The sequence below is a fragment of the Shewanella sp. ULN5 genome (assembly GCF_030731885.1).
Taxonomy (GTDB): domain Bacteria; phylum Pseudomonadota; class Gammaproteobacteria; order Enterobacterales; family Shewanellaceae; genus Shewanella; species Shewanella holmiensis.
Map to the genome: position 1 here is coordinate 81,842 of NZ_JAPJEE010000002.1, position 15,266 is coordinate 97,107.

Genomic DNA, 15,266 nt, shown 5'->3' on the forward strand with positions numbered 1-15,266 from the left:
TGTGTGTGACGCTTTTGAATACGTATGCATAATATTGTCGGCTAAACAATCCTAGGAGTAGTATCGTCACTGTTGTGCAACAATTTGGTCATAACTTCAGCGCTTATGCAGTCAATTAAGACGGCTGATACAAAAAACACAATAAAGACTGTAACCAAAATCATAATGATTGCTAACTACTTGATCTGGACATATCAAGGTTAAGCATTCACAAAAGGGGAAAGATGAATGTTGCTTTTTAAACCGAGCCTACTCACATTAGCGTTAGCTGCTGCAGGTGCAAGTATAAGTGCTTATGCTGCTGACGATGTTACAAATACAGCCACTGCTGATGAAAACATTGAAGTGATTCAAGTCACTGGTATTCGCCGTAGTTTACAAGAAGCTCAAGCAGTGAAGATGAGCTCTTCTTCGGTAGTTGAAGCTATTTCAGCTGAAGATATTGGTAAACTACCTGATGTATCTATTGCAGAGTCACTTGCTCGTTTACCAGGTGTATCGGCTCAGCGTCTTGATGGCCGCGCTAACGTTATCTCGATTCGCGGAATGGGCCCAGATTTCACCACAGCAACCTTAAACGGACGCGAGCAAGCATCGGTTAACGATAACCGTGGCGTTGAATTTGACCAATACCCTTCTGAATTATTAAACCGTGTAGTTGTATATAAAACACCTGATGCCTCTGTAATGGCGCAAGCTATTGGTGGTACGGTAGATATGCAAACCATTAGTCCACTTACCCACGGCGAACAAACTTTTGCTGTTGGTATTCGCGGTGAAATGAATGACCTTGGTGCATTAAACTCAGGTTCATCTGATACCGGATACCGTGGCAGTATTTCTTATATCGACCAATTCGCTGATGACACCATAGGTTTAGCCATTGGTTATGCGCGTATGATGTCGCCAAACCAAGAAGAGCGCTGGAATGCATGGGGTTACCCAGAAACTGCAGCGGGTGATAGTGTACTTGGCGGTGCAAAACCTTATGTCCGTTCATCAGAACTTGAACGTGATGGTGTGTTAGCGGTAGTTGAATTCGCACCAAATGATTTTTATCAAACCAAACTTGATTTATATTACTCTAAATTTACTGATACCCAACGCTTACGTGGTATCGAAATTCCTGCGGCTTGGGCTGGTACCGGCAGTACAGAGGCCACTAAAATCGAAAACGGCCTTGTTACTGAAGGTGTTATTCGTGACGCTGAAGTGGTAGTACGTAATGATCTAAGCACGCGTGATGCAGAATCGATATCTGTTGGCTGGAACAACCAATTCCAAATCAATGATAACTGGAGTGTTGAAGCAGATATTGGTTTATCAAAAGCCGAACGTACTGACTTTAGTTTAGAAAGTTACAGTGGTACAGGCAGTGGATCTGGCGTGGGCGCAGTAGAAGATCTACGCTTTGCTTACAATAGCGATGGCACCTATACCTTTAGCCCTGAGTTAGATTACTCTGATCCAAATCTCATCAAACTTGGCGATCCACTTGGTTGGGGGAAACCACTAGGACCCAATTCTCAACATGGTTTCATAAACAAGCCTGAAATTGAAGATGAATTAAAATCGTTCCGTTTAGCCGCTGAATATATTTTTGACGATAGTGCGATTCGCAGTGTTGAATTTGGTGTGAATTACTCAGAACGTGAAAAAACCAAATTAGACAAAGGTTACTTTTTAACCCTTAAAGGTTATGACGACACTGATAACTATGTAATGTCAGTCCCTGAACAATATTTGTTACGTCCCACCTCACTAGCCTTCTTTGGTATGGGTGACGTATTAAGCTATGACTCATTAGCTTTCTACAATGACGGTAACTACATTGAAACTGATGCCAAAGATACTCCAGGTCAAGAGCACCGTGCGGTTGACTCATGGGATGTCAGTGAAGAAGTCACTACCGCATTTGTAATGGCAACCATTGATACTGATGTTTACGATGTTCCATTTACGGGTAACTTCGGTATTCAAGCTGTAATGACAGATCAAAGTTCAAACGGTACCGCATCAACCCTAGAAGGTGGTGAGTTGGTTACCAACGCCAACTACGACAGCGCCTCTTATACCGAATGGCTACCAAGCATGAACTTAGGTTTTGCTGTTGCCGATAGCCAAATGCTACGTGTCTCTGCTGCCCGCACGTTAACTCGTTCACGTATGGATCAGATGAACTCTAACATTGGTTATAATTATGAAGATAACCCTAAAGACGGTGTGAATTGGAAAGGTAATGCGGGTAATACCCAACTTCGTCCTTGGTTAGCCCGTCAGTACGATATTAGCTATGAAAACTACTTCAGCGATCAAGGTTACTTTGCTTTAGCGGTATTCTATAAAGACCTAGAAAACTACACTTACAGACAAACATCATTTATCGATTTTACTGACATCGTGCCACAAAACCCAACAGATAACCCAATTGGATCTTTTGCGCAGTGGCAAAATGGTCAAGGCGGATATGTTCAAGGTATTGAAGCGTCATTCTCTATGGACTTTGGAATGTGGGCTGATGCGTTAGAAGGTTTTGGTACCGTATTAAGTGGCTCTTACAATGACAGTGAAGTAAAAGAAACACCTGATAGCGAACCGACAACCTTGCCAGGTCTTTCTGAGAAAACCTTTAATGCAACAGTGTACTATGAAAATTCAGGCTTTGAAGCACGTGTTAGCTCTCGCTACCGTAGTGACTTCTTAGGTGAAGTAACAGCAGTTAGCTTAACGCGTACAAATGTTAATGTTAAAGCTGAAACCGTAGTTGATGCGCAAGTCGGTTACGACTTCAGTGAAAGTGGTATTGATGCCCTATATGGCCTATCAGTATTATTCCAGGTGAATAACTTAACTAACGAACCATTTTCGTCATACGTCAATGGTGATCAACGCCAAGTACGTGATTACCAAAATTACGGCCGTAACTTCATGCTAGGTGCGAACTACAAGTTCTAATCTTAGTGTCGAAAATAAGCCTCTGTAACCTGTTACAGGGGCTTTTTTACTTTAAAAACAATAAAAATGTAAGGCGATTACCATGAATAATAACAACATTAAAAACATTGTAATTGTAGGTGGCGGCACTTCGGGCTGGATGACTGCTGCTATGTTAGTTCGTCTGTTTAAAAGTCAGCTAAATATTACCTTAGTAGAATCCGAAGATATTGGCACTATCGGTGTCGGTGAAGCCACTATTCCACCGTTACAAATATTTAATAGCGTGTTAGGGATTAAAGAAGCAGACTTTATTAAACAAACCCAAGCAACCTACAAACTAGGGATTGAATTCGAAAATTGGGGAAAACAGCAACAAACCTACATGCATGCCTTTGGTAACATAGGCAAAGACATTGGCTTCACCCAGTTTCATCATTATTGGCTTAAATCTAATCCGCTGCAAGCTGCTGATTTTTGGCAATACTCCCTTAATTATCAGGCCGCTAAACACAATAAATTTGATGCTATAGATAGCATTGCAGGCTCGCCACTTGCCGGTATTACCCACGCCTATCATTTTGATGCCAGTCTTTATGCAAGCTTATTAAGAAACTATAGCGAAAATCTTGCGGTAAAACGCATTGAAGGCCGGATCACCGCAAGTAAATTAAACCAAGATGGTCATATTGAATCAATTACATTAGCGGATAATCAATGTATTAAGGGGGATTTTTTCATTGATTGTTCAGGTTTTACGGCGTTACTCATTGAACAACAATTACACGTAGGTTATGAAAACTGGCAACATTGGTTACCTTGTGACAGTGCATACGCAGTGCAATGCGAACGAGTTGAAAGCCTCACTCCCTACACTCGCTCAATTGCCCATGATGCCGGTTGGCAATGGCGTATTCCCCTGCAAAACCGTACCGGTAACGGCTTGGTATATTGCAGCCAGTTTATCTCAGATGACGATGCAAAAGCGCTTTTGCTGGATAATTTAGACGCAAAACCATTAACTGAACCTCGCAAAATTCAGTTCACTACGGGTCGTCGTAAGCTGCAATGGCATAAAAACTGCGTCGCTATTGGACTATCAAGTGGATTTTTAGAACCACTTGAGTCCACCAGCTTGCATCTTGTTCAGTCGGCAATTATTCGTTTAACAAAATTATTTCCCCATCATGGTATCCAGCAAGCCAATATCGATGAATTTAACCGTCAATCGGCCTTAGAGTTCGAACAAATTCGCGATTTTATTATTTTGCATTATCACTTAAATCAACGCAGTAACGAATCAGCTGAGCAGGCTGATTTATGGCAACGGTGCCGGGAAATGGACATCCCGAAGTCATTAAAAAATAAAATAGATTTGTTTAAAGCAACCGGTACCGTGACTCGCCATCAAGATGAATTGTTTACTGAGGCTGCATGGGTTCAAGTCATGTTAGGACAAGGCATTATGCCTTTGGATCACAACCCTCTTGCCAACAGTATTCAACCAGAGGATCTCAGTGAATTTTTAGCTAACGTAAAAGCCATTATAAATCGGGCGGTTGATAACATGCCCGATCATGAACAGTATATTCAGCGGCTTTAACAGTATTTTGCGTCGTTAGTTTGTTTTTATCTCACGTTACAAACGCCGAATTTTATAAAAAAAAGGTACCACAATGAAATTCTTATCTCCTAAGCTGCGTTACAGTCTCATTGCAGGTTTATTATTCTCTTCACCCTCTTTCGCCCAAATAAATGCCATTAAAGTAGAACCCGAATCTTGGTGGGCGGGTATGCAAAACAGCCAATTACAATTACTTGTTTACGGTGAAAATATTCATCAATTTGAGGTTAAATTGATAGATGCTAATGGCGTAAAGCTTATTAAGGTTGATAATAGTCAAAGCCAGCATCACCTGTTTATTGATCTAGATTTATCCCAGGCCAAACCGCAAACGTTGATCTTTGGTCTGTATCAAAATGATCAGTTGGTACAACAAATTGAATATCCCATTTTAGCCCGCCGAAACAATGCTAAAAATCGACAAGGTTTTAGCAATAAAGATGTAATTTACCTGATCACCCCAGACCGCTTTGTTAACGGCAATCCCGACAATGATAACCATCCTGATATGCTTGAATCGGCTAACCGTAAAGACAAAGATGGCCGACATGGCGGCGATATTATGGGGATCCGTAAAGCACTGCCCTATCTCAAAGACTTAGGAGTCACTCAGCTTTGGATTAATCCTTTGTTAGAGAATAATCAGTCAAAGTATTCTTATCATGGTTATTCCACCACCGACTTTTATAAAATTGATCCGCGCTTTGGCAGTAATGAAGAGTATAAATCGCTTGTAGAAGAAGCGAACAGCTTTGGGATCGGGATCATTAAAGATGTCATCGTCAACCACATGGGATCGGGTCATCACTGGATGACAGGTAATAATAGTCTAGGGTTGCCAACTTCAACTTGGATTAATGGTCAATCAAACTGGTTACAGGATAATAAGAATATCACCTACACCAGCCATCGACGTACCACAGTACAAGATCCTTACGCTGTAGCAGCTGATACTGCGGAATTTGAGAATGGCTGGTTTACTGACACCATGCCAGACCTCAATCAGCGCGACCCACATTTGGCCACGTATTTGATTCAAAACAGTATCTGGTGGGTAGAATATGCCGGCCTAAGTGGTATTCGAGAAGACACTTATTCTTATGCAGATAAAACTTTTTTAGCTAAATGGTCAAAAGCCATTATGACCGAATATCCACAGTTTAATATTGTCGGAGAAGAATGGTCTGCCAACCCTATCACTGTCAGTTATTGGCAAGCAGGTAAACACAATAAAGACGGTTATCAATCTTACTCGCCAAGTATGATGGACTTCCCCTTGTATGAAAAAATCATCTCAAGCCTGAATGAACAAGAAAACTGGGGTAGCGGGTTAATTAACCTGTATGAAATGTTAGCTAATGATGTAGTCTATGCCGATCCAACCGAGCTAGTGTTGTTTGAAGGTAATCATGACACTAATCGATTATTTAGTTTATTAAATCAAAACCTCGCCCTATACAAAATGGCCATGGCCTATGTATTAACCAGTAATCGTATCCCGCAGATTTTTTATGGTACCGAAGTGTTAATGACCAGCCCAACAAAAGACAGAAATGATGGCGCAGTCAGAGCGGATTTCCCTGGTGGATGGCAAGGCGATGACGTCAATGTGTTTACTCAACAAAATTTATCATCTCAACAATTAGAGGCACTTAGCTTTACTAAAGCGTTACTGCAATATCGTCAGCAATCAGTGGCCATTACCTCTGGCACATTAACACACTACGCCCCCCAAAATGGGGTTTATGTGCAATTTAGACAAGCTGATGCTGAAACCCTGATGATCATTTACAACAAAAATGAACAGCCGCTTGAGTTGGATTTACAACGTTTTAATCAAAGCTTACCGCCATCTGCCACGGCAAAAGATATAGTGACACAAAACGTTAAACGGCTAGATTCAACAATTAAATTGACACAAAAAGGTGTCACTATTTTGTCAATTACTCAGTAAAGCAGCAAAGGTTAATATGATGAACAGAATTAAACATAACCATGGCGCTTTATTGGCGGTAATCGCTTCACTGATATTGTCTGCTTGTTCGGAATCAACGCCAGCGGCAAAGACGCCGACACAGCCAAGGGCGAATGAACAACACACAAGCCAACTTGTGTCAGTTACAAAAGAGTCGGTGAAACAAGATCCTGTAAACCAAGCACCCCAAAATACTGTCGCTCCGGCTTTGGCTCACAAAGCCGTGGTTTATCAAGTATTCACCCGACTATATGGTAATACCAAGACCTTAAATAAACCTTGGGGCACTCTTGCTGAAAATGGCGTGGGCAAATTTAGCGATTTTACTGATGCCGCCTTACAAGATATAAAATCATTAGGCACCACCCACATTTGGTATACTGGCGTACCTCATCATGCATTGATTAATGATTACACGAATATAGACATCAGCAATGATGATCCAGATGTGGTTAAAGGCCGTGCTGGCTCACCGTACGCGGTGAAAGATTACTATAACGTTAATCCTGATTTGGCTGATGTTCCGGCCAATCGCTTGGCGGAATTTGAAGCGTTAATTGCCCGAACCCACCAGCATGGTATGAAAGTGATTATTGATATTGTGCCTAACCATGTTGCGCGTAATTATCAGACATTAGCAACTGTTGATGGCGCTGAAAATTTTGGTGCTAATGATGACAAGACACAGGTTTACGCTAAAGATAATAATTTTTACTATGTGGTTGGAGAAGATTTTCAAGTACCTGATGCAAATAATGGAGTCCAACCTTTAAACGGTGAACCCCATCCGCTCAGTGATGGTATGTTTAGCGAATCGCCTGCCAAATGGACAGGTAACGGCTCACGCCTAGCCAAACCCGCGGCCAATGATTGGTATGAAACCGTTAAAATTAATTATGGCGTAAAACCCGATGGCAGCTATGACTTCCCTGCTCTGCCAAACCATTTTGACACTCAGCCTGTAAACGTCCATTATACTTTTTGGCAATCGCAACAGGGTGATTCCATACCCGACTCATGGAAAAAGTTTGCTCACATCACTCAATACTGGTTAGCCAAAGGAGTCGATGGGTTTAGGTACGATATGGCAGAGATGGTACCTGTGGAATTTTGGAGTTACCTCAATAGCCAGATTAAACACACTAACCCACAAGCTTTTTTATTGGCAGAGGTATACAACCCTAGTTTGTACCGCGCTTACATCCAACAAGGGAAAATGGATTACCTGTATGACAAAGTTGATCTGTACGACACCTTAAAAGCTATTATTCAAGATAAGGCCAGTACGGCTCAAATTGCCACAGTTCAGGCTAAAGTGGCCGATATTGAAGCCCACATGCTGCATTTTTTAGAAAACCACGATGAACAGCGGATAAACACCCAAGACTTTGCAACCACTCCCGAAGCGGCATTACCTGCTATGGTGGTGTCAACAACCTTAAGCCGTTCACCCACGTTATTATACTTTGGCCAAGATGTTGGCGAAGCTGCGGCTGATAATGCTGGATTTGGTCAAGCAACACGTACCAGTATTTTTGATTATATTGGCGTACCCGCTCATCAACGCTGGATGAATAACGGCAAGTTTGATGGTGGACAATCCACCGAGCAAGAAAAAGCATTACGCCAATATTACCAACGCTTACTCAATTTAAGTCATACCGCTTCAGCGCTTAAAGGTGAATATCAAGAGCTAGATAGTTACCAACGAAACAACAATGTGGTCGGATATACCGATAAAGTGTTTGCATTTACCCGTTTTGATCAACAACAGCAATTGATTATTGTGAGCAATTTTAGCTCAACGACAAGCAGTCGATTTGATCTAGTATTACCTCAAACTCTTACTCAACGATGGCAAATAAGCGCAAACATCAATTTAACCGATTTGCTAAGTGACTCACATTTAACACCATACACCCTGCAAAAACACCAAGATAGCTTCAAAGTAAATATCAATTTAGCGCCATTGCAATCTGTCGTACTGGCGCTACCTTAAGAGCATTATTTTGTTGGGCTATGACATTAATCAAAATTAGAACTGTACAGACTAGCCTTTAGCCTCAGTTCAGTTTAGCTCGGTTCAGTTCAGTTTAGTTCTAACCGCCTTCCCTAAACAGTTATTAGGGAAGGCATTGCTGATATCAAACAATACTTGGCCGCAGTCTTGCCAATCGCAGCATGATTATCACCCGTTGATCATTGTTGGATATTTTTTGCCAAGGTCAACACACTAATATCCGTAATCAATATCCGCCATCAATCGTTCACCAAGGTTGATTTTCATTGTTAGCTAATCGTGGCTTAAAACCCCATACCAGACTTAATACAAGTGCAACTTTTAAAATCATTGCTATGCTTAATTTGAGCACATTAGTGATTGATTTTAGTGATATCGACAACAGCATTCAGTCTTGATGGTGATTTAGCCATTTCTGTTATCTGTTTAAATCGTAATGTCGAAATAGCGCTGACAAATTGTTAAGGCGTGCAACAATATATCCATCCCAATTGTGCATGAAGATTTAATTATATGGTTCTGATTATAAAAGGATTTTGGATTTACTTTATTTATCGAGATGAAAGTTAAATAAGGCACGTATGAAATATAAAACACAATACACTATTTTATTTCTGTTTTTTTTAAGCTTTATCTACAACTTGGTCCTTTTCGATTTCTCTTGGCCGGTTGATATGGTCGAGTTAGTTGCTGAATCTTTAATGCTTATCGCTTGCTTTGCCGTTTTATTTTACATCCAGCCATTGCAGGCTTTCCCAAAAATATATTGGCTGATGTTAATTGGTATTACCTTTTACAGTGTGTCTGCATTTATGGATTTAACAGAAGAGTTTTTTGTAGAAAGTGCCGTCAGTGAAAGTAATCTTGATGATTTTCTAAAAACCCTTGGTTTTATTCTATTAAGTTTGGGGATCCACCGATGGATGAATTTACATACCGAATTGATCAGTGAGTTAAAAATAAAAGCTGAAACGGATCAATTAACCGGCTTATTAAATCGGCGCGCTTTTATTCAGCATATTCAAGGTTCACATCGCGCTAAAGAAGATGAAGGCCGAGCATTCTTATTATTAGATATTGATCACTTCAAAGCGATTAATGACAATTACGGTCACGCATGCGGCGATCATGTGCTTGCTTCCACGGCAAAAGCTTTAAAATCACAAACGAGACAATATGACATATTAGCTCGTTGGGGCGGCGAAGAATTCCTGTTCTATTTGGCGGATGTCACCGCTGAAGAAGCTGAGGATATAGCCAATGCACTAAGACGCCATATTCAACAACTGTCGTTTGAATGTAATAATCAAACAATAATTTGCACTGTGAGTATTGGTGTTTATCATGCAACAACATCACACTGCTTAGAGCAAGAAGTTGACTGTGCCGATAAGGCTCTGTATCAGGCCAAAGCAAGCGGTCGTAATTGTGTGGTGTTGTACCAACAGTAATTTTAAGTACCTGCACACCCTTCATCATAATGGTTAAAAACATAAACAGTATCCAATAAACCCAAACAACACACACAAATCAGTGGATGATTAACCTCTTTGGCAGGATTGCTTTTTACTATCACGATATAGACATAACGATGGATAATGTCGATTATTAGCGTTACAGGTTTAACTAAAGCTGAGATAATAACTCACACGTATTCGTTGATTGATTATCTTTCAGTGACAAAAATATCCGCATATCCTAAAGTCTCTTATGCCAACAGGTCTTAAGATAAATTAGATTGCGTTTTTTATTTCTACAGGACACTTCATGCGCGCCTTTGTTTTACGAGCCAGAGCGGCCCCCGTCGATAGTAAACTTTTTCTTGCAGGAATAGGTCAAGAAGCACACACAGAAATTCTCGCTCATGTGTTAATGAACACCATTTTTGTGGCCCAATCTTATCGGGATGATGTAGTCGTTTATTTAGTGCTTGAAAGTACCAATGACTTTTCACGGACAATTTGTTTTACATCAAATGAATTACGCAATATTGGCGGATTTCATGAGCAAAACCTCACCGCGAAAATAGCCAAAGCACTTGATGTATCAAAAGGCATGAGTAAAGAGCAATCTCGTGATGTTGAACCTGGTATCAACGTGCGTACAGTGAGCTTTGAAAAGTTAGTCCAAGAATTAGCTGAAGATTACCAATTGTATATGTTAGAGAAAAAAGGCACACCAGTAAGAGAAGTCGAATTTGCCCACAATGCATGTTTTTTGCTAACAGATCATATTCCCATGCCCAAAAAGAGCTTTAATAGCTTAAAACGTCTTGGTACCCAACATATTAATTTAGGCCCTAAAATGCTGTTTGCTTCACAATGCATTGTACTCATTCACAACGAGTTAGACATGAGACAGTAGCTATAGTTGTGGGACCAATGTTGAGTCACTGTGGCGCCTACGTATTCTTATAGCATCGCTTTATTGCTTTTGAAAACATCTATTGTCCAGTGCTCCCCTTGGGTTAAGGCATACCAACTCAATTACTTAGGCTATCTATGAAACATAAAATGTCCCAAGACACCGCGGCGATAATAGACACAATCAATTCTGTAGATGATCTGGCTAAACAAGCAAACTACTCATTTATGGACACGCTAAACCGCGATCCTGACGCCAAAGAAAATGGCATAGACTACGCTCCGCGCCAAGTATTTTCCGGGCACTATGTTACCGTCAAACCAACGCCTATCGAAAACCCCGAGTACGTAACGCATAGCAGCATGTTATTTGCCGATTTGGGGTTTGCTGACAGCATGGCGCAAGCCCCAGACTTTATAAATATGTTTTCCGGCGATCTGTCTAATGTTCCTGCGCCAATGAGTAAGCTGGGTTGGGCATGTGGCTATGCGCTGTCTATTTTTGGCACTGAATACATCCAACAATGCCCATTCAAAACCGGCAACGGCTACGGTGATGGTCGCGCTATGTCAGTATTTGAAGCTGTCATCAATGGTCAACGCTTGGAAATGCAACTTAAAGGTGGCGGTCGTACGCCTTATTGTCGCGGAGCAGACGGTCGTGCTGTGTTGCGTTCCAGCGTACGTGAGTTTTTAGCCCAGGAGCACATGCATGCGCTTGGTGTGCCAACATCCCGTTCGCTAAGCTTGTATGTGTCCAAAACCGAGACTGTCATGCGTCCTTGGTACTCTGAAGGATCGCGCTCGCAAGACCCTGACCGAATGATCACCGAGGCGGTGGCGATTTCAACGCGTGTTGCATCATCTTTTATTCGGGTCGGTCAACTCGAACTTTTCGGACGCCGCGCGCGTAAACAAGAACATCCACACGCAATGGCTGAGCTTGAACAGCTGGTATTACACTTAATCAGTCGAGAATACCCTGATGTAATCGACTCGCAACTGAGCATCAGCGATAAAGTACTATTACTGGCGCGCGAGTTTCGTAACAGACTGACCTCATTGGTGGCAAACTGGATCCGCGTGGGTTATTGCCAGGGCAACTTTAATAGCGACAATTGCGCCGCAGGAGGTTTCACTCTCGATTACGGTCCGTTTGGATTTTGCGATGTATTTGATCCACAATTTCAACCCTGGACAGGTGGAGGTCAGCACTTTGCATTTTTCAATCAAGGTGCAGCAGCAGAGCGTAATTTTTTGATGTTTTGCACCGCATTAAGCCCATTGATCGCGACTAAAGCGGATGAACTGAACCAACTTCAACAGTTAGTTAATGGCTTTTCAACCGAGATGCAAACAAAAATGGAGCAGATGTGGGCTGCAAAACTGGGGTTAGATACATTCCATAAGGCGTTATTTAGTGAGCTTGAAACTCTGATGATACAAACGCCCGTTGATTACACCCTTTTCTTCCGCGAGCTTTCAGCGCTGCCTGTGGATATTAGCCCACTGAAAAAAAGTTTCTATCAAGACCTAGAGCACGCTCCCCAAGGGCTTGAGCAACGATGGACCGCTTGGTTAGCCCTTTGGCATTCATTACTAGATTGTTCAGTTCACCTTGATACTGATGTGAGTACAGATAAACGCGCTGATGCAAACACCCTAGTCAAACCACAACCGTCACGCACCCGTGAGCAAATATCTCAGCAAATGAAACTCGTCAACCCCAAATACAGTTTGCGTGAATGGTTATTAGTCCCAGCATACACCCAAGCCAGTGAGGGTAATTATGCGCTGGTACGAGAACTTCAGGCTGTGATGACACACCCTTATGAAGAACAATCTACCCAAGTTGACAATCAGTTTTATCGACTCAAGGCATCAGAGTTTTTTGACATCGGCGGTTTGTCACACTTAAGCTGCTCATCGTGAAGCTAAGGCTACATTTGATATTAGCAATCAGCGTTGAATACGTATGTAATTCTTTGCGGTAAAATCACAAAGCGTCATATATTGCTTGTTGAAAAAAGAATAAACAACAAGGATTTTGTATGGCGCTCGCTTTTTTATCCGGCTCAACGAAATGTAGCCGCTCAGTTCATTCAATGGGTTCAATGCGCTCAGCGGTAACTATGCCACCTGCTGAAATAGCAAATGATAAACACCTTATCCGTAGCATTATGAGCTTATCTTGCACACTGGCATTGTTCAGCTTGACCATACCCAACATTGTGCAAGCTGAAACGGTCAATGTAGTTTCCCCTGACAAACACATTGTCGTCAGTTTGACTGATGATAATGGCCGCCCTGAATACCAAGTCCATTTTAACGGTAAAGTCGTGGTTAACCCGAGTAAACTGGGTCTGGTATTCCAGCAGTTGGGGGAGTTTGGTGTCGACTTCACCATTAAAGACGTTAAAAGTAACAGCGTTGATCAAACTTGGCAGCAACCTTGGGGAGAGCGTGAAAATGTACGCGACCATTACAACCGCATTATCGCCACATTCAGTAATGGAAAAGTCGACTTTGATATCGAATTTAAAGCATTTAACGACGGTATCGGTTTTCGCTACACAGTACCCAAGCAAGCTGGATTAGCAAACACACCCAAACTGGATATTACTGACGAACTAACCGAATTTGCCATACCAAACCCTCAACAGACTACCGCATGGTGGATCCCCGGTCGCGGTTGGAACCGTTACGAATACCTGTATCAAACCACATCGCTAAATAACATTGACCGAGCTCATACGCCAATGACGTTTAAAACGGTCGATGGCGTGCATTTAAGCATCCATGAAGCTGCCCTCACCGACTATGCCGCCATGGTTTTAGATCAACGCCGTGATGGTATTTTACGCGCTGATCTTACGCCCTGGTCTGATGGTATTCGTGTTAAAACTCAACCAGGGTTTAATACCCCCTGGCGCACAATACAAATCAGTGACAATGCCATCGGTTTATTAAATTCAGATTTAATTTTAAACCTCAATGAGCCGAACAAACTTGGTGATGTTTCCTGGGTTCAACCTGGCAAATACATAGGTATTTGGTGGGCAATGCATGTAAATGAAAAAACATGGGGCAGCGGAGCTAAACACGGTGCCACAACAGAAGAAACCAAACGCTATATGGACTTTGCCGCCCAATATGGTTTTGATGGTGTACTGGTTGAAGGTTGGAATGAAGGCTGGGATGGCAGTTGGTTTCATAACGGCGATGTGTTCAGTTTCACCCAGCCTTATGATGACTTTGATCTTCAGGCTATTAGCCAATACGGTTTAGCTAAAAATGTGCGTTTGATAGGTCATCATGAAACCTCAGGTTCGGTGACAAATTACCGCAAACAAATGTCTGCCGCTTACGATTTGTATCAACAACATGGCGTCACCCAGATCAAAACCGGTTATGTGGCTGATGGCGGTGACATCAAACGGGTCGACAATGATGGCATCACTCGCCATGAATGGCATGATGGCCAGTTTATGGTTAATGAATATCTACATAGCGTTACCGAAGCCGCTAAACGCGGGATCAGTATTAATACCCATGAACCCATCAAAGATACTGGTCTGCGCCGTACTTACCCAAACTGGATCGCCCGCGAAGGTGCCAGAGGCCAAGAGTTCAACGCCTGGGGAACCCCACCTAATAATCCTGAACACACGGCCATTTTACCTTACACCCGCATGTTATCAGGCCCTATGGACTTTACCCCGGGGATATTCAATTTAGCCCCTGAGGGACTAAATGCAGTTAATCGTGTCCAAACCACACTGATGAAGCAATTAGCCTTGTATGTAGTGTTATATAGCCCTATCCAAATGGCCGCTGATTTACCCCGTAACTATGTCGAGCGTTTAGATGCATTTCAATTCATTTTAGATGTGCCAACCGACTGGAGTGAATCAAAAGCACTTGCGGGTGAAGTGGGCGAATATGTCGTGTTTGCACGTAAATCACGTAAAAACGATGATTGGTTTTTAGGCGGGTTAACCGATGAAAAACCACGAAGTATCAATATTAGCCTAGATTTTCTTGCCCCTAAGACAAAATACTTGGCACAAATATACCGTGATGGTGACCAAGCAAATTGGTTAACTCATCCCTATGATTATGTTATTGAGCAAAAAACAGTTACTGCAAATGATAAACTAACCTTAACAATGGCCAGCAGTGGCGGCACAGCAATTAGATTTAAAATCATTAAATAACAATTTGTTATATTTAAAATGCATTTTGTTCTAGCACAAAAAAGTGTAACCAAAATGTATCAAATAAGTTGTTTAAGATAGATGAATACGTATGTATTCAGTTGTGCAAAACAAGAGCTCGAGGCTACTATAA

Annotated in this window: 8 protein-coding genes; all 8 read left to right on the top strand. The window is 41.9% G+C overall.

What is annotated here, in order from left to right; all coding sequences use genetic code 11:
• The first annotated feature begins 228 nt into the window (after positions 1-228).
• The 8 genes from ORI98_RS02440 (at position 229) to ORI98_RS02475 (ending at position 15,133) form a co-directional block, all read left to right on the top strand.
• A complete protein-coding gene (locus ORI98_RS02440) occupies positions 229-2,955 on the top strand; it encodes a TonB-dependent receptor (protein ID WP_306134115.1) in 2,727 nt (908 codons plus the stop codon).
• Positions 2,956-3,037: 82 nt separating this feature from the next.
• Entirely contained in the window at positions 3,038-4,537 is a 1,500-nt protein-coding gene (locus ORI98_RS02445; RefSeq protein ID WP_306134116.1) for a tryptophan halogenase family protein, read from the top strand.
• A 73-nt stretch (positions 4,538-4,610) separates the two neighbouring features.
• Positions 4,611-6,512 carry a glycoside hydrolase family 13 protein gene (locus ORI98_RS02450; RefSeq protein WP_306134117.1) on the top strand — a complete coding sequence of 634 codons (1,902 nt, stop codon included), beginning with the start codon at positions 4,611-4,613 and terminating at the stop codon, positions 6,510-6,512.
• A gap of 16 nt (positions 6,513-6,528) precedes the next feature.
• Positions 6,529-8,532 carry an alpha-amylase family glycosyl hydrolase gene (locus ORI98_RS02455; RefSeq protein WP_371931106.1) on the top strand — a complete coding sequence of 668 codons (2,004 nt, stop codon included), beginning with the start codon at positions 6,529-6,531 and terminating at the stop codon, positions 8,530-8,532.
• A 602-nt stretch (positions 8,533-9,134) separates the two neighbouring features.
• The gene (locus tag ORI98_RS02460) at positions 9,135-10,004 is read left to right on the top strand and encodes a GGDEF domain-containing protein (RefSeq protein ID WP_306134119.1); all 870 of its coding nucleotides are present in this window, start codon (positions 9,135-9,137) and stop codon (positions 10,002-10,004) included.
• A gap of 316 nt (positions 10,005-10,320) precedes the next feature.
• Entirely contained in the window at positions 10,321-10,917 is a 597-nt protein-coding gene (trmY, locus tag ORI98_RS02465) for a tRNA (pseudouridine(54)-N(1))-methyltransferase TrmY (RefSeq protein ID WP_261299213.1), read from the top strand.
• 137 nt (positions 10,918-11,054) lie between these two features.
• Entirely contained in the window at positions 11,055-12,848 is a 1,794-nt protein-coding gene (locus ORI98_RS02470; RefSeq protein ID WP_306134120.1) for a YdiU family protein, read from the top strand.
• 248 nt (positions 12,849-13,096) lie between these two features.
• The gene (locus tag ORI98_RS02475) at positions 13,097-15,133 is read left to right on the top strand and encodes a glycoside hydrolase family 97 protein (RefSeq protein ID WP_306134332.1); all 2,037 of its coding nucleotides are present in this window, start codon (positions 13,097-13,099) and stop codon (positions 15,131-15,133) included.
• Positions 15,134-15,266: the final 133 nt, after the last annotated feature.

Bases quoted from the DNA above. Each gene is read 5' to 3' on its own strand.
- trmY (WP_261299213.1), top strand. From the start codon at position 10,321: ATGCGCGCCTTTGTTTTACGAGCCAGAGCGGCCCCCGTCGATAGTAAA.
- ORI98_RS02475 (WP_306134332.1), top strand. From the start codon at position 13,097: ATGAGCTTATCTTGCACACTGGCATTGTTCAGCTTGACCATACCCAAC.
- ORI98_RS02455 (WP_371931106.1), top strand. From the start codon at position 6,529: ATGATGAACAGAATTAAACATAACCATGGCGCTTTATTGGCGGTAATC.
- ORI98_RS02445 (WP_306134116.1), top strand. From the start codon at position 3,038: ATGAATAATAACAACATTAAAAACATTGTAATTGTAGGTGGCGGCACT.
- ORI98_RS02460 (WP_306134119.1), top strand. From the start codon at position 9,135: ATGAAATATAAAACACAATACACTATTTTATTTCTGTTTTTTTTAAGC.
- ORI98_RS02450 (WP_306134117.1), top strand. From the start codon at position 4,611: ATGAAATTCTTATCTCCTAAGCTGCGTTACAGTCTCATTGCAGGTTTA.
- ORI98_RS02470 (WP_306134120.1), top strand. From the start codon at position 11,055: ATGAAACATAAAATGTCCCAAGACACCGCGGCGATAATAGACACAATC.
- ORI98_RS02440 (WP_306134115.1), top strand. From the start codon at position 229: ATGTTGCTTTTTAAACCGAGCCTACTCACATTAGCGTTAGCTGCTGCA.